The sequence below is a fragment of the Pseudonocardia tropica genome (assembly GCF_040105315.1).
Taxonomy (GTDB): Bacteria; Actinomycetota; Actinomycetes; order Mycobacteriales; family Pseudonocardiaceae; genus Pseudonocardia; species Pseudonocardia alni.
In genome coordinates this window covers 1-15,392 of sequence record NZ_JBEDNP010000022.1, presented here as the reverse complement: position 1 = coordinate 15,392, position 15,392 = coordinate 1, and the positions used below count along the sequence as shown (strand labels likewise).

The following is a 15,392-nucleotide window of genomic DNA, read 5'->3' as shown; positions in this document are numbered from 1 at the left end:
CGCGTCGACCGAGGCGACGACGCCGCCGCCATCGGGCGGTCGGCGTGCGGTACTGGCACTCTGGCCCCGGCGGTGGCGCGGCGCCCCGCGGGAGGCGGCCGGTGATGACCGATCCGACGGACGGCCCGGGAGGAGTGCCCGGCCTGTCCGCCGCGACCGCGGAGGGCGGCGGCCTGGCGCTGGAGGCGGTGCCGCACCCGTCGGGGCCGGTGGCGCTGCACGCCGTCGGCGACGTCGACGTCGCGACCGCACCGTTCCTGGCCGAGCAGGTGGGCGTCTGGTTCGCCGCGGCCCCGCGGATCGTGCTGGACCTGTCCGCGGTCGGCTTCCTCGGCTCGGCCGGGATCGCGGCGCTGCTGGATTGCCACCGCAACGCGGCCGCGGCCGGGGTGGTGCTGGAGCTGTACTGCGGCGCGGCGCGGCAGGTCCGCCGGGTCCTGCAGGTCACCGGCACGTGCGAGCACCTGCGGGTGCTCGACCCGCACCCGCCGCCGGAGACCCCCGAGGGCCGCGCCCCGCTGTTCCCGGTGCCCGACTGACCTCGGCCCTCAGCCGAGCAGCTCCCGGCCGGTCCGGTGCCGGTGCAGCACCTGGACGTCGGTCGTGCCCTCCCGCAGCGACGCCGACGTGTCGGACATGTGCTCCAGCAGCGTGTCCGCGAAGGCGATGACGGCCGGGGTGGGGGCGATGTCGGCCCGCCGCGCCAGCGCCACCGTGCGGTGGATCGCCGGGTTGAGCACCGTGCGCCGCAGCCGCGGCCGCCCGATGAACGTCAGGTCCGGCACCACCGCCACCCCGGTGCCGGCCTCGACCATGCGCAGCACCGCGTCCATCTGGCCGCCCTCGACGGCGATCCGCGGCGTGACCCCGGCGACGGCGTAGGCCCGCAGGGTCACCTCCCGCAGGTCGTAGCCCCGACGCACCATCACCAGGTCGTGCCGGGCCAGCTCGGCGACGGTCATCGACCCGCGCGGGGTCAGCGGCCTGCGCGCCCGCGGCGAGGCGACCGAGAGCCGTTCGCGCAGCAGGGGAGCGGTGTGCAGGGTCGGGTCCACCCCGTCGGGCGGCACGATCACCAGCGCGACGTCCAGCTCGCCCTGGACCAGCGCCGCCTCCAGCGGCTGTGAGCCGTCCTCGGCGAGCTCGACGGCGATCTCGGGGTGCCGGGCGTGGAAGACCCGCAGCACGTCGGACAGCACGCCGATGCACAGCGACGGCGTCGCCCCGACCCGTACCCGGCCGCTGCGCAGGCCGACCATCTCGGCCACCGTCGTGCGGACCATGTCGGAATCGGCGAGCATCCTGCGTGCCAGTGGCAGCACCGCCTCACCGGCCGGGGTCAGCGTGACGGCCGACCCACGGTTGATCAGCGGGGCGCCCAGCTCGTCCTCCAGGGCCCGCAGCGCGCGGCTCAGGGTGGGCTGGGCGACCCCCACCTGGTCGGCCGCCCGAGTGAAGCTGCGCACGTTTGCCACAGCCACGAAGTACATGAGCTGCTGAAGTGTCACGTGCATAGCCTACAGCTATAGGTGGAGACCGTTTCATGCATTGGACTGCCTCACCCGTTGGTATGTCCACTGGAGGACGTGGTCACGATGTCCGAGAAGTCCCGGGCCGGCGGCGGAGCCAAGCCCGCCGCACCCCGGCGCCCACGCACGCCCAGTGCGCTGCTGAAGTTCGTGATGGCGGTGAGCGGCGTCGTGCTGCTCGGCTACGTCACGCTGCACATGATCGGGAACCTGAAGATCTTCTTCGGCCCCGAGGCGATCGATCACTACGCGGCCTGGCTGCGCACCATCCTGGAGCCGGCGCTGCCCTACTCGGGCATGCTCTGGATCGTCCGCGTGGTGCTGTTCGTCGCGGTGGTCGCCCACATCTGGTCGGCGACGATGCTCGCCCTCCGCGCGCGCCGGGCCCGCCCGATCAAGTACGCGGGTGGCTCCTACCAGGTCAAGGGCAGCTACGCGGCCCGCACCATGCGCTGGGGTGGCGTGATCATCGCGCTGTTCGTGGTCTACCACCTGCTCGACCTCACCGCGGGCACGCTGAACCCGAACGGCGTGCACCTCGCGGTGGCCGACAACCTCGCGGCCGACTTCACCCTCGCCCGCTGGTACGTCACCCTGTTCTACGTCCTCGCGGTGGTCGCGCTGGGCTTCCACGTCCAGCACGGCATCTTCTCGGGCATCCAGACGCTCGGGTGGTCGTCGAACAGCCGTGAGCGCACCATCAAGGTGGTGTCGACGGTCTTCGCCGCCGTGCTGACCCTCGGCTTCATCTCGGTGCCCCTCGCCGTCACGTTCGGAGTGGTCTGATCCCATGACTGACAGCACTGACGCCTCGACCCACCACGTTTCCTACGCCGACTACGCGACCGGTGAGCCGGTCGTCGACAAGGCCGTCCCCTCCGGTGCCATCGAGACCCGCTGGGAGCGCCGCCGGTTCGGCGTCAAGCTGGTCAACCCGGCGAACAAGCGCTCGAAGAAGATCATCGTCGTGGGTTCCGGCCTGGCCGGCGGCTCCGCGAGCGCGACGCTCGGCGAAGCCGGCTACCACGTCAAGACGTTCTGCTACCAGGACAGCCCGCGGCGCGCGCACTCGATCGCCGCGCAGGGCGGCATCAACGCGGCGAAGAACTACCGCAACGACGGCGACAGCGTGTACCGGCTGTTCTACGACACCGTGAAGGGCGGCGACTTCCGTGCGCGGGAGTCCAACGTCCACCGGCTCGCCGAGATCTCCCGCCAGATCATCGACCAGTGCGTCGCCCAGGGTGTCCCGTTCGCCCGCGACTACGCCGGTCTGCTCGACAACCGCTCGTTCGGCGGCGTGCAGGTCTCCCGCACCTTCTACGCCCGCGGCCAGACCGGCCAGCAGCTGCTGATCGGCGCCTACCAGGCGCTGGAGCGCCAGGTGAAGGCCGGCACCGTCGAGATGTACGCCCGGCACGAGATGCTCGAGCTGATCGTGGTCGAGGGGCGCGCCCGCGGCATCGTCGCGCGCGACATGGTCTCCGGCGAGATCGAGGTGCACACCGCCGACGCGGTCGTGCTCGCCTCCGGCGGCTACGGCAACGTCTTCTACCTGTCGACGAACGCCAAGGGCTGCAACGTGACCGCCGGGTGGCGGGCGCACCGCAAGGGCGCGCTGTTCGCGAACCCCTGCTTCACCCAGATCCACCCGACCTGCATCCCGGTCTCCGGCGACCACCAGTCGAAGCTGACCCTGATGTCGGAGTCGCTGCGCAACGACGGCCGCGTCTGGGTCCCGAAGAAGCTCGGCGACGACCGCGGGCCGAACGAGATCCCGCACGACGAGCGCGATTACTTCCTCGAGCGCAAGTACCCGGCGTTCGGCAACCTGGTGCCCCGCGACATCGCGTCCCGGGCCGCCAAGGAGGTCTGCGACGAGAAGCGCGGCGTCGGACCGTCGGGTCTGGGCGTGTACCTGGACTTCGACGACGCCATCCAGCGGCTCGGCCGCAAGGCCGTCGAGAACAAGTACGGCAACCTGTTCGAGATGTACGAGCGGATCACGGGTGAGAACCCGTACGAGGTCCCGATGCGGATCTTCCCCGCCGTGCACTACACGATGGGTGGCCTCTGGGTCGACTACGACCTGCAGTCGACCGTCCCGGGTCTCTACGTGGCGGGCGAGGCCAACTTCTCCGACCACGGCGCGAACCGGCTCGGCGCCTCCGCGCTGATGCAGGGCCTGGCCGACGGCTACTTCGTCCTCCCGGTCACGATCGGCGACTACCTGGCCAAGAACGAGCTCGACGCCGTCCCGGACGACGCGCCCGAGGTCGTCGAGGCCGTGCAGTCGGTCACCGACCGGATCGACCAGTTCCTGTCGATCAACGGCACCCGCACGGTGGACTCGTTCCACCGCGAGCTGGGCCAGATCATGTGGGACTACTGCGGGATGGAGCGCACCGAGGAGGGTCTGCGCAAGGCGCTGGATCGCATCCCCGAGCTCCGTCGCGAGTTCTGGAACAACGTCAAGGTGCCGGGTACCGGCGCGGAGCTCAACCAGAGCCTGGAGAAGGCCGGCCGGGTGGCCGACTTCCTCGAGCTCGGCGAGCTCATGTGTCTCGACGCGCTCGTGCGTCGCGAGTCCTGCGGCGGTCACTTCCGCGGGGAGAGCCAGACCGAGGACGGCGAGGCGCAGCGCGACGACGAGAACTTCTCCTTCACCTCGGCCTGGGAGTACACCGGCCGCGGGCAGGCTCCGGTCCTGCACAAGGAGGAGCTCACGTTCGAGTACGTGCACCCGACCCAGCGCAGCTACAAGTAACGCGAGGACCCCGTGAAGCTCAATCTGAAGGTCTGGCGCCAGCGCGACGCGGTCGACAAGGGTCGCCTGGTGAACTACACCGTCGACGCCGACGAGGACATGTCGTTCCTCGAGATGCTCGACGTGCTCAACGAGAAGCTGATCCTCTCCGGCGACGAGCCGGTCGCGTTCGACCACGACTGCCGCGAGGGCATCTGCGGCTCGTGCAGCATGGTCATCGACGGCCGGCCGCACGGCCCGCAGCGGGCGACCACCACCTGCCAGCTGCACATGCGGCACTACTCCGACGGCGACACCATCGTCATCGAGCCGTTCCGTTCGGGCTCCTTCCCGGTCATCAAGGACCTCGTCGTCGACCGCGCCGCGTTCGACAAGATGATCCAGGCCGGCGGCTACGTCTCGGTGAACACCGGGTCGGCGCCGGAGGCCAACTCCAACGCCGTGCCGAAGGTCGCCGCGGACCGCTCGTTCGCCGCGGCGAACTGCATCGGCTGCGGTGCCTGCGTCGCGGCCTGCCCGAACGGGTCGGCGTCGCTGTTCCTGGGCGCGAAGCTGACCCACCTGGGTGAGCTGCCGCAGGGCCAGCCGGAGCGCTACGAGCGCGTCGTCAGCATGGTGGAGGAGCACGAGGCCGCCGGCTTCGGCGGCTGCACCAACACCGGCGCCTGCGCCACCGCCTGCCCGAAGGAGATCCCGCTCGACGTGATCTCCCAGCTCAACCGCGACTACCTCGCGGCCACGGTGGGCGGCAAGAAGAAGTAACCCCCGGGTGGGTGCACTCATGGAGCTTCAGCCCGGTGTCACGAGGCTTTCGCTCCATGAGTGCACCCGGTCCCGGCGGACACGGGCACGGACGGTGCTCGGCGGGGCGAGCCGGTTGCCCCGGCTGAACGTCACGCTGCGCGAGTGGGGTCTCGACAGGCCGTGACGTGTGAGCCACGTCTCGATCCAGCCGCCAATCGTCGTCCCGACGTAGATCACATGTGATCTGAGTCGTACTCTCTGGCGACCACCGCACCATGTGTGCGGCGGGTGTTCACGAGGACACGACGTCGTGTCAGGTCTCTTCGGCGTCGTCGAGACGACAGGAGCTCCCGTACGTGTCATCCACCACTGACGCGTCCACCGGCCGAGCCACCATCGCCGCGCGCACGCTGCGCACGGACCGATGGTGGCTCCCCCCGCTGGCGACCTTCGTGGCGTTCGTCGCCTGGGTCGCGTACGCGACCGTGCGGGCGTTCATGCAGAACCACTACTTCGTCCCCGAGTACGGCTATCTGACGCCGTTCTACTCGCCGTGCGTCTCGACGGGCTGCGTCGAGGAGGCGTCGCACTTCGGCCGGTTCCTGCCCGACGTCTGGTGGCTGCCCTACGCGGCGGTCTCCCTGCCGTTCCTGCTGCTGTTCCGGCTGACCTGCTACTACTACCGCAAGGCCTACTACCGGGCGTTCTGGCTCTCCCCGCCGGCCTGCGCGGTCGCCGAGCCGCACCGGAGCTACAGCGGTGAGACGCGCTTCCCGCTGATCCTGCAGAACGCGCACCGCTACTTCTTCTACATCGCCGGGATCATCACGCTGATCAACGCCTACGACGCGGTGCTGGCCTTCGCCAAGCCCGGCGGCGGGTTCGGCCTGGGGCTGGGCAACATCATCCTGGTCGTGAACGTGGTGCTCCTGTTCGGCTACACGCTCTCGTGCCACTCGTGCCGCAGCGCCGTCGGCGGGCGGCTCAACCACTTCTCGAAGCACCCGGTCCGCTACAAGCTCTGGACCCAGGTGTCGAAGCTGAACACACGGCACAACCAGTTCGCGTGGGCGACGCTGGTGAGCCTCGCCGTCACCGACTTCTACGTCATGGCCGTCTCCGCCGGCTGGATCAGCGACCTGCGGATCGTGGGGTGAGCACCGAGATGGACGAACAGATCGAGCGGCACGACTACGACGTCGTCGTCATCGGGGCCGGCGGTGCCGGCCTGCGGGCGGCGATCGAGGCGCGGCTGCAGGGCAAGCGGACGGCGATCATCTCCAAGTCGCTGTTCGGCAAGGCGCACACCGTGATGGCCGAGGGCGGCTGCGCGGCGTCGATGGGCAACGCCAACCCGAACGACAACTGGCAGGTCCACTACCGCGACACCATGCGCGGCGGGAAGTTCCTCAACAACTGGCGGATGGCCGAGCTGCACGCCAAGGAGGCCCCGGACCGGGTCTGGGAGCTGGAGACCTACGGTGCGCTGTTCGACCGCACCACGGACGGCAAGATCAGCCAGCGCAACTTCGGCGGGCACACCTACCCGCGGCTGGCGCACGTCGGCGACCGGACCGGCCTGGAGCTGATCCGCACCCTGCAGCAGAAGGTCGTCTCGCTGCAGCAGGAGGACCTCGCCGAGACCGGCGACGCCGAGTCCCGCATCCGGGTCTTCCACGAGTGCACGATCACCGAGCTGTTCACCACCGACGGCGCGATCTCGGGCTGCTTCGGCTACTTCCGCGGCGACGGCCGGTTCGTGCGTTTCGACGCCCCGGCGATCGTGCTCGCCACCGGCGGGGTCGGGAAGAGCTACTCGGTCACGTCGAACTCCTGGGAGTACACCGGCGACGGCCACGCGCTGGCCCTGCGCGCCGGCGCGACGCTGATCAACATGGAGTTCCTGCAGTTCCACCCGACGGGCATGGTGTGGCCGCCCTCGGTGCGGGGCCTGCTGGTCACCGAGTCGGTCCGCGGCGACGGCGGCGTGCTGCGCAACACCGACGGCACGCGGTTCATGTTCGAGTACGTGCCGGACGTGTTCAAGGAGCAGTACGCCACCTCCGAGGAGGAGGGCGACCGCTGGTACACCGACCCGGACAACAACCGGCGCCCGCCGGAGCTGCTGCCCCGCGACGAGGTGGCCCGGGCGATCAACTCCGAGGTCAAGGCCGGGCGCGGGACCGAGCACGGCGGGGTGTTCCTCGACGTGTCGACCCGGCTGAAGCCCGAGGAGATCCTCAAGCGGCTGCCGTCGATGCACCACCAGTTCAAGGAGCTGGCCGACGTCGACATCACCAAGGAGCCGATGGAGGTCGGCCCGACCTGCCACTACGTGATGGGCGGGGTGGAGGTCGAGCCGGACACCGCGATGTCGAAGGTGCCGGGGCTGTTCGCCGCGGGCGAGGTCGCGGGCGGCATGCACGGCTCCAACCGGCTCGGCGGCAACTCGCTGTCGGACCTGCTGGTGTTCGGCCGTCGCGCCGGGCTGCACGCCGCGCAGCACGCCGACGCCGGCCGGCCCGCCGTGGCCGAGTCCGACGTCGCCGCCGCGCTGGAGCGGGCGATGCTGCCGTTCTCCAGCGCCACCGAGGGCGGGGAGAACCCGTTCGTGGTGCAGCAGGAACTGCAGAAGACGATGCACGAGCTCGTCGGGATCATCCGCAAGGGCGACGAGATGGAGCTCGCCCTCAAGAAGCTCGAGGACATCGCGACCCGTACCCGCACCGTCTCGGTCGAGGGGCACCGCCGGTTCAACCCCGGCTGGCACCTGGCCCTGGACCTGCGGAACATGCTGCTGGTCGCGCTGTGCACCGGTAAGGCCGCGCTGGAGCGCCAGGAGTCCCGGGGCGGGCACACCCGCGACGACTTCCCGGTCATGGACTCGGACTGGCGGCACCTGCTGCTCGTGTGCCGGGCGATCGGCGAGGACGACGTCGAGCTGACCCGTCAGGAGCAGCTCCCGATGCGGTCGGACCTGTTCGATCTGTTCGAGATGGACGAGCTGAAGAAGTACTACACCGGAGACGAGTTGGGCGGTCACCGCGCCGACTCCGCGGAGGGGAACCAGTGAGCAGTCACCTGCACCACTTCCGCGTCTGGCGCGGCGACGACACCAAGGGCGAGCTGGTCGACTACCCGGTGGAGGTGAACGAGGGCGAGGTCGTCCTCGACGTCATCCACCGGCTGCAGGCCACCGAGGCCGGCGACCTGGCCGTGCGGTGGAACTGCAAGGCGGGCAAGTGCGGCTCGTGCTCGGCGGAGATCAACGGCCGGCCACGGCTGATGTGCATGACGCGGATGAACACCTTCGACGACGCGGAGGTCGTCACCGTCACGCCGCTGCGCAGCTTCCCGGTGATCCGCGACCTCGTGACCGACGTGTCGTTCAACTACACCAAGGCCCGCGAGATCCCCAGCTTCACCCCGCCCGAGGGCGTGGCTCCGGGTGAGTACCGGATGGCGCAGGTCGACGTCGAGCGGAGCCAGGAGTTCCGCAAGTGCATCGAGTGCTACCTGTGTCAGAACACCTGCCACGTGGTCCGCGACCACGAGGAGAACAAGGAGGCGTTCGCCGGGCCGCGCTACCTGATGCGGATGGCGGAGCTGGACATGCACCCGCTCGACGCGCACGGCAACCGCGCCGTCGAGGCCCAGGAGGAGCACGGGCTGGGGTTCTGCAACATCACCAAGTGCTGCACCGAGGTGTGCCCCGAGCACATCAAGATCACCGACAACGCGCTCATCCCGCTCAAGGAGCGCGCGGTGGACCGCAAGTACGACCCGCTGGTGTGGCTGGGGGACAAGATCTTCCGGCGCTCCGGGAGCTGAGCGTGCCCCCGCACCCCGGCGGCGGGCGTCGCACCCGCCGCACGGGGTGCGGGGACCGCGCCGGGGGTGCGACGGGTCGCTCAGCGCTCCATCGACCGGCGGATCTCGGCGAGCCGGTCGGCGGCCTTGCGCTCGCGCTCGGCGAACGCGTCCTCCGCCTCCGCGGCGCGCGCGTCGCCGCCCGCGAGCTCCTCGGCGGCCGCCGCGGTGGCGGCGCGGCCCTCGATGCGGTCGCGCACGTAGGAGAACGTGGGGACGCCGTCGTCGGTGTAGTCGGTGACGGGCTCGACCGGGTCGGGGACGGCAGGGTCGGGCACGACCGGCTCCGGGTCGGGGACGGCGGGCAGGTGGGTCGGGTCGGTCATCGGGCCTCCTCGGTTCCGCCCTCGACGGTAGGCGATGAGAACGCCCCCGGTGGGCGGTCGTCACCGGTATGACGACCTTCGCGCTGGTCCCCGGGGCGGGGACCGACACCTGGTACTGGGGTCCGCTGGAACGGGAGCTGACCCGGCGCGGCCACCGCGCGGTGCCGGTCGAGCTGCCCTGCGACGACGACACCGCCGGGCTGGAGACCTACGCCGACGCCGTCGTGGCCGCGGTCGGCGGTGCCGACGACCTCGTGGTCGTCGCGCACTCCTTCGGCGGGTTCAGCGCACCGCTGGTGTGCGACCGGATCGCGGTGCGTGGGCTCGTCCTGGTGACGGCGATGGTGCCGCTGCCGGGTGAGTCCGCGGCGCAGTGGGGCGACGCGACCGGCGCCGGGGTGGCGCTCGCCGAGCAGGACGCCCGCGACGGGCGCGACCCCGACGACGTCGTCGGGCTCTTCTACCACGACGTCGAGGAGTCGGTGGCGAACGAGGCACTGCGTCACGAGCGCGACCAGTCCGCGACGCCGTGGACCCAGCCGTGGCCGCGTGCGGCCTGGCCGGACGTGCCGACCCGGTACCTGCTGTGCCGCGAGGACAAGCTGTTCCCGGCCGCGTTCGTCCGGACGATGCTCGCCCGGCGGCTGCGCGGCGTCGTGCCCGAGATGGTCCCCGGCGGGCACCACCCGATGCTGTCGCACCCCGGCGCGCTGGCCGCGGCGGTGCTCGGTCGCTGAGGGCAGGCGATGATGGCGCCGTGGCGCGCACGCGGATCCGGGAGCTGGTGGTGGTGCACGACGCGGCCTGCGCGCCGTGCTCGGGGATCGCACGGGAGCTGCCGGGCTGCGTGACCGTCCGGGTCCGTGCGCGGTCCTGCCACGAGCCACGGCTGGCCGAGATCTACCCGAACCTGCCGGCCGCCGTCGCCGGGTGCCGGGCGCCCGCGGTCGGTGTGCTCCGCACCGACGGGCAGGTGCGCTGGTGGACCGGGATGCGCGGGATCGTCGGCCTCGCGCCGGTGCTGCGGCCCGGTGCGCTACCGGTCGCGGCGCGGCTGTTGCGGGAGGCGGCGTCGGTGCGGCGCTGACCCGCCCCGCGTGCGTCGATCCCGGCGCGACGGGAGATCCTGCACCCGACGACCGTCGCCGTCCCCTCCGGAGGAACGCCACCGTGGACACCACCGCCCGCCCCCTCGACCACGGGCCGGCCCTGCTGTTCTGCCCCGGAAACCGGCCCGACCGGTTCGCCAAGGCACTCGCCGCCGCCGACGCGGTCATCCTCGACCTGGAGGACGCGGTCGGTCCGGACGACAAGGACTCCGCCCGGGACGCCGTCGTCGCCGCGCTGGCGGAGCTGGACCGCACCCGCGTGGTCGTGCGGGTCAACGCACCCGGCAGCCCCGCCCACGACGGCGACGTCGCCGCGCTGGCCACCCACCCCGACCTCACGCTGATGCTGCCGATGGCGACGAGCGCCGCCGCGGTGGAGGCGCTGGCCCCGCACCCGGTGATCGCGCTGTGCGAGACCGCGCACGGGGTGCTGGAGGCGCCGTCGATCGCCCGGGCGTCGAACTGCGCCGGCCTGATGTGGGGCAGCGAGGACCTGCTCGCCGACCTGGGCGGGCGCACCGGGCGCGCGGCCGGCGGCGGCTACGGCCCGGCCCTGACCGAGGCCCGCACCCGGATCCTCTACGCCGCCCGCGCCGCGGGCCCGGCCCCGGTCGACACCGTGCTCACCGACATCGCCGACACCGACACCCTGCTCGCCGACACCGTCGACGCGGCGAACGCGGGGTTCGCCGCGAAGGTGTGCATCCACCCGTCGCAGGTGGAGGTCGTGCGCCGCGGGTTCCGGCCCACCGAGGCCGAGACCGAGCACGCCCGCGCCCTGCTCGCCGAGGCGGAGCGGCACCCCGGGGTGTTCCGGTTCGGCGGGGAGATGGTCGACGCACCGGTGCTCGCCCGGGCCCGGGCGACCCTGCGGCTGGCCGAGGCATAGCCGGCGCCCGTCGCCGCATTCCGGCGCACGCGGTGTCGGCACGGCGACGACCCACGGGCACGGCGGCCCGGCGATGACTAGCGTGGGCGCCGTGACGATCTCCGGGTACGGGTCGTGGCCGACACCGGTCACGTCCGAAGTGGTGGTGACGGCGGCGGTGCGGCTCGGGGAGGTCCGCCCCGACGGTGCACCCGGCACCGAGGACACCGGGGTGGTGTGGGCGGAGGGCCGCGCCGCGGAGGGCGGCCGGACCCAGCTGGTGCGCCGGACCGGCGGCGACGCCGCGGGCTCGCGCACCGACCTGCTGCCCGAGGGCGCGAACGCCCGCTCGGCGGTCCACGAGTACGGCGGCGGCGCGTGGTGGCTGCACGCCGGCAGCCCCGGCGTCGTCTGGTACGTCGAGTGGGCCGACCAGCGTCTGTACCGGCTCGACCGCGGCGCCGCCCCGGTCGCGCTCACCCCGGAGCCCGCGGTGCCCCGCGGCGACCGGCACGCCGACGGCGACGTCGCCCCCGACGGCACCTGGCTGGTCGTGGTCCGCGAGCGCCACCACGCCGGGCACACCCCGGCCGCCGAGGTCGTCAACGAGATCGTGCGGCTCGACGCCCGCGCCCCGTCGGAGCCGGAGGTGCTGGTCGGCGGCCCGGACTTCGTCGCCGCGCCGCGGATCTCCCCGGACGGCGGCACGCTGGCCTGGCTGTCGTGGAACCACCCGTCGATGCCGTGGGACGACGTCGAGCTCACCGTCCGCGACCTGGCGTCCGGGGTGGACACCGTCGTCGCGGGCGGGCCGGGGGAGTCGGTCACCGAGCCGCAGTGGCAGCCCGACGGGTCCCTGACCTTCATCAGCGACCGCACCGGCTGGTGGAACCTCTACCGCTGGCTGCCCGGCCACGACATCGAGGCGCTCGTGCGCATCGACGCCGAGATCGGCGTGCCCGGCTGGGTGCTGGGCGGGTCGCGCTACGCCGTCCTGGAGGACGGCCGCGTCGTGTTCGCCCGCTCCTCGCGGGGCTTCGACGCGCTGGTCGTGCGGGAGGTCGACGGCCGGATCATCGAGCTCGACACCCCGTTCACCGCGATCGGCTCGGTGCGCGCCGACGGGCCCTACGCCGTCGTGTGCGTCGCCGGGACGCCCACCGCCGAGCCGGGCGTGCACCGCGTCGTGCCCGCCCCGGACGGCGCGGGGGAGCCCGGCGCGGCCGGGGTGCAGACCCTGCGCGCCCCGCGCGACCTCGGCCTGCACCCGGAGACCGTGTCGGTGCCCGAGCCGATCACGTTCCTGTCCTCGGACGCCGCGGGCAGCCCGCGCACCGGCTACGCGCTGTTCTACCCGCCGCTGGGCGGCCACGACGCCCCCGAGGGCGAGCTGCCGCCGCTGCTCGTCGTCATCCACGGCGGACCGACCGGCTCCGCGACCCCGGTCCTCTCGGTCTCCGTGCAGTACTGGACCAGCCGCGGGTTCGGCGTCGTCGACGTCGACTACGGCGGCTCCACCGGCTACGGCCGCGCCTACCGCGAGCAGCTGAAGGGCGCCTGGGGGATCGTCGACGTCGCCGACTGCCTCGCCGCGGCCCGCACGCTCGCCGACACCGGCCGCGTCGACCCGGCCCGGATGGCGATCCGCGGCGGCTCCGCGGGCGGGTTCACCACCCTGGCCGCCCTCGCCCGCGACGACACCCCGTTCTCCGCCGGGGCCGACCACTTCGGCGTCGCCGACCTGGCCGCGCTCGCCCGGGACACCCACAAGTTCGAGTCCCGCTACCTCGACGGCCTGGTCGGGCCGTGGCCCGCGGCCGAGGCGGTGTACACCGAGCGCTCCCCGCTCACCCACGTGGGGCGCTTCCGCACCCCGCTGATCGTGCTCCAGGGCGACGAGGACGCCATCGTCCCGCCCAACCAGTCGGAGATGATCGTCGACGCGCTGCGCGGGCGCGGGGTGCCGGTCGCCTACCTGCTGTTCGCCGGGGAGCAGCACGGCTTCCGGCAGGCCGCGAACATCCGCCGGGCCCTCGACGCCGAGCTCGCGTTCTACTCCCGGGTGTTCGGGTTCGCGCTGCCCGCGGAGGAGTGCATCGAGCCGGTGGAGATCGAGAACCTGTGAGTGCGGGGCACGTCGTCGCCCGCATGTCCCTCGATCCCGCCGCCCCGTCCACCGGCCACCCGTTCGAGCTCCCCGTGGTCCGGTGTCTGCGCGAGCACGGCCGGCTCGCGCTCTACCCGGGCGTGACGTTCCCGGTGGGGGAGAACGGGTCCGGGAAGTCGACGCCGGTGGAGGCCGTCGCCGTCGCGGTGGGGCTGAACCCCGAGGGCGGGTCGCGGTCGTTCCGGTTCGCGACCCCGGCAGCGAGTCGACGGCGCGGTCCGCCGCGTCGGGTACGACGAGGCGCTCCCCGGTCGTCCTGACCGGGAGCTTCCTCGCCGACCCCGACGCGTTCCTGCGGCACCTGAAGGGCGACGACGGGCCCGGGTGACGCGGGTCAGACCGCCTCGCCGCCGCCGGTGGGCACGGGCTCCGGGGCCGGCTGCGCGGTGGCCTTGCGCGGGCCCTGCGACAGCCGCTTCTCCACCAGCCGGGACAGCCCGGTCAGGATCAGGCACAGCCCGATGTAGATGACCGCGACGACGAGTGCGACCTGCAGGATCGGCGAGCCGAGCTGCACCTGGCTGCCCAGCTGGCGGGCCACGAGCAGCAGCTCCTCGTAGAGGATCAGGAAGCCGAGCGCGGTGTCCTTCAGGACCACCACCAGCTGCGACAGGATCGTCGGCAGCATCGAGCGGACCGCCTGCGGGAGCAGCACCGAGGACATCACCTGGGTCTTGCGCAGCCCCAGGGCGTAGGCGGCCTCGCTCTGCCCGCGCGGGACCGCGTTGATCCCGGCGCGGAACACCTCGGCGAGCACCGAGCCGTTGTAGAGCATCAGGCCGAGCACGACGGCCCAGAACGCGGTGATCTCGATGCCCGCGCCCTGCGACATGCCGTAGTACATGATGAAGATCAGGACGAGCAGCGGGACGGCGCGGAAGAACTCCACGATCACGGTGCACGGGACCCGGATCCACGCGTGGTCCGACAGCCGCCCGGCGGCGAACACGGCCCCGAACAGCAGGGACAGGACCGCCGCGACGGCGAACGCGCGGATGGTGTTCCACAGCGCCTCGAGGATCCGGATCTGGATCGCCTCGTAGGTGATCCAGTCCCACATCCGGCCGCTGAACTGGCCGGTGGCCCAGAAGCGGTAGACGACGAACCCGAGGATCGCCACGATCACCGCGACGCCGACGACGCCGATCGTGCGGTTGCGGGCGCGGGCGGCGGGGCCCGGGATGTCGTAGAGGACCGAGCTCATCGGGCCACCCCCCAGCGGGCGTCGAGGCGGCGCTGCAGCCAGGTCAGCGGGGCCACCAGGATCACGAAGATCAGCGCCACCCACAGCAGCCCGACGAGCACGTTGTAGCCGCGCTCGGAGAGGTTCTGGTAGATGCCGCCGGCCTGGAACACCGAGAAGCCGGACGCGATCGTGGTGTTCTTCAGCAGCGCGATCTGGATGTTCGTCATCGGCGGGACGGTGGCGCGCACCGCCTGCGGGAGCACCACCTGACCGAGGGTCTGGGTGAAGGTGAAGCCCAGCGCCCGCGAGGCCTCGGCCTGCCCGACCGGGACCGTGTTGACGCCCGACCGCACGACCTCGCACACGAACGCGGCGGTGTAGAGGATCAGGCCGACGCTCGCCAGCGCGAAGAAGCTGAGCTGGACGAGCTCGAGGCGGGGATAGGCGAACGCGAAGAAGAACAGCACCAGCGTCAGCGGGGTGTTCCGCAGGATCGTCACGTAGCCGGTGCCGAAGGCACGCAGCGCGGGCACGGGGCTGACCCGCATGCCCGCCACCAGCGTGCCGAGCAGCAGCGACCCGATCGCGGCGACGACGAAGAGGCCGATCGTGCCGGCGAACCCGCCGACGTAGAGGTCGAGGTTGTCCAGCAGGACATCCACCGGGCGGCTCTCCTTTCTCTGGTCCCGACGTGTCTGGACCCGACGCGGCCCGGCGGGGCGGTGACCCCGTCACCCCCCCCCCGGGCCGCGGGCGGCCGGGCCGTCGTCGGTGGGGCTACCGGCCGGCGACGGCGTCGAGCGCCGCGTTGAACGTGGCGCTCGGC

At 72.2% G+C, this 15,392-nt stretch carries 16 protein-coding genes; 12 read left to right on the top strand and 4 right to left on the bottom strand.

Features of this window, described 5'->3' with window-relative positions:
- The first annotated feature begins 104 nt into the window (after window positions 1-104).
- Window positions 105-539: an STAS domain-containing protein gene (locus tag WHI96_RS24700; RefSeq protein WP_345651539.1), complete on the top strand. Its 435-nt coding sequence runs from the start codon at window positions 105-107 to the stop codon at window positions 537-539.
- A gap of 9 nt (window positions 540-548) precedes the next feature.
- Here the strand turns inward: WHI96_RS24700 and WHI96_RS24695 are convergent, their stop codons facing one another.
- Window positions 549-1,508 (bottom strand): LysR family transcriptional regulator, encoded by a 960-nt coding sequence (locus WHI96_RS24695; protein WP_345651536.1) that lies wholly within the window; start codon window positions 1,506-1,508, stop codon window positions 549-551.
- Window positions 1,509-1,595: 87 nt separating this feature from the next.
- Between WHI96_RS24695 and WHI96_RS24690 the strand changes: the two genes are divergently transcribed.
- From WHI96_RS24690 to WHI96_RS24665, 6 genes are all read left to right on the top strand, one after another.
- Window positions 1,596-2,315 (top strand): succinate dehydrogenase cytochrome b subunit, encoded by a 720-nt coding sequence (locus WHI96_RS24690; RefSeq protein WP_345651533.1) that lies wholly within the window; start codon window positions 1,596-1,598, stop codon window positions 2,313-2,315.
- A 4-nt stretch (window positions 2,316-2,319) separates the two neighbouring features.
- On the top strand, window positions 2,320-4,296 hold the full coding sequence (locus WHI96_RS24685) for a fumarate reductase/succinate dehydrogenase flavoprotein subunit (RefSeq protein WP_345651530.1): 1,977 nt from the start codon (window positions 2,320-2,322) through the stop codon (window positions 4,294-4,296).
- 12 nt (window positions 4,297-4,308) lie between these two features.
- Complete coding sequence (locus tag WHI96_RS24680; protein WP_345651527.1) at window positions 4,309-5,058, top strand: succinate dehydrogenase/fumarate reductase iron-sulfur subunit; 750 nt, start codon at window positions 4,309-4,311, stop codon at window positions 5,056-5,058.
- Window positions 5,059-5,396: 338 nt separating this feature from the next.
- Window positions 5,397-6,197, top strand: coding sequence for a succinate dehydrogenase subunit SdhC (sdhC, locus tag WHI96_RS24675; RefSeq protein WP_345651526.1), 801 nt, complete (start codon window positions 5,397-5,399; stop codon window positions 6,195-6,197).
- A gap of 8 nt (window positions 6,198-6,205) precedes the next feature.
- On the top strand, window positions 6,206-8,113 hold the full coding sequence (locus tag WHI96_RS24670; RefSeq protein WP_345651570.1) for a fumarate reductase/succinate dehydrogenase flavoprotein subunit: 1,908 nt from the start codon (window positions 6,206-6,208) through the stop codon (window positions 8,111-8,113).
- Window positions 8,110-8,871, top strand: a complete 762-nt coding sequence (locus WHI96_RS24665; protein ID WP_224401794.1) for a succinate dehydrogenase/fumarate reductase iron-sulfur subunit — start codon at window positions 8,110-8,112, stop codon at window positions 8,869-8,871. Before WHI96_RS24670 ends, WHI96_RS24665 begins: the two co-directional genes overlap by 4 nt.
- Window positions 8,872-8,951: 80 nt before the next feature.
- Here the strand turns inward: WHI96_RS24665 and WHI96_RS24660 are convergent, their stop codons facing one another.
- Window positions 8,952-9,236 carry a hypothetical protein gene (locus WHI96_RS24660; protein WP_224401795.1) on the bottom strand — a complete coding sequence of 95 codons (285 nt, stop codon included), beginning with the start codon at window positions 9,234-9,236 and terminating at the stop codon, window positions 8,952-8,954.
- Window positions 9,237-9,304: 68 nt separating this feature from the next.
- Between WHI96_RS24660 and WHI96_RS24655 the strand changes: the two genes are divergently transcribed.
- The 5 genes from WHI96_RS24655 (at window position 9,305) to WHI96_RS24635 (ending at window position 13,640) form a co-directional block, all read left to right on the top strand.
- Window positions 9,305-9,973 carry an alpha/beta fold hydrolase gene (locus tag WHI96_RS24655; protein ID WP_208820956.1) on the top strand — a complete coding sequence of 223 codons (669 nt, stop codon included), beginning with the start codon at window positions 9,305-9,307 and terminating at the stop codon, window positions 9,971-9,973.
- 20 nt (window positions 9,974-9,993) lie between these two features.
- The gene (locus tag WHI96_RS24650) at window positions 9,994-10,323 is read left to right on the top strand and encodes a hypothetical protein (RefSeq protein WP_345651515.1); all 330 of its coding nucleotides are present in this window, start codon (window positions 9,994-9,996) and stop codon (window positions 10,321-10,323) included.
- 83 nt (window positions 10,324-10,406) lie between these two features.
- A complete protein-coding gene (locus WHI96_RS24645; protein ID WP_345651512.1) occupies window positions 10,407-11,234 on the top strand; it encodes an HpcH/HpaI aldolase/citrate lyase family protein in 828 nt (275 codons plus the stop codon).
- 91 nt (window positions 11,235-11,325) lie between these two features.
- Window positions 11,326-13,338, top strand: a complete 2,013-nt coding sequence (locus WHI96_RS24640; protein WP_345651509.1) for a S9 family peptidase — start codon at window positions 11,326-11,328, stop codon at window positions 13,336-13,338.
- 23 nt (window positions 13,339-13,361) lie between these two features.
- Window positions 13,362-13,640: a hypothetical protein gene (locus WHI96_RS24635; protein WP_345651506.1), complete on the top strand. Its 279-nt coding sequence runs from the start codon at window positions 13,362-13,364 to the stop codon at window positions 13,638-13,640.
- A 74-nt stretch (window positions 13,641-13,714) separates the two neighbouring features.
- Here the strand turns inward: WHI96_RS24635 and WHI96_RS24630 are convergent, their stop codons facing one another.
- Both WHI96_RS24630 and WHI96_RS24625 read right to left on the bottom strand, forming a co-directional pair.
- Window positions 13,715-14,584 carry an amino acid ABC transporter permease gene (locus WHI96_RS24630; RefSeq protein ID WP_345651503.1) on the bottom strand — a complete coding sequence of 290 codons (870 nt, stop codon included), beginning with the start codon at window positions 14,582-14,584 and terminating at the stop codon, window positions 13,715-13,717.
- A complete protein-coding gene (locus tag WHI96_RS24625) occupies window positions 14,581-15,228 on the bottom strand; it encodes an amino acid ABC transporter permease (protein WP_345651500.1) in 648 nt (215 codons plus the stop codon). The genes WHI96_RS24630 and WHI96_RS24625 overlap by 4 nt, the downstream gene beginning before the upstream one ends.
- Between the last annotated feature and the right edge of the window lie 164 nt (window positions 15,229-15,392).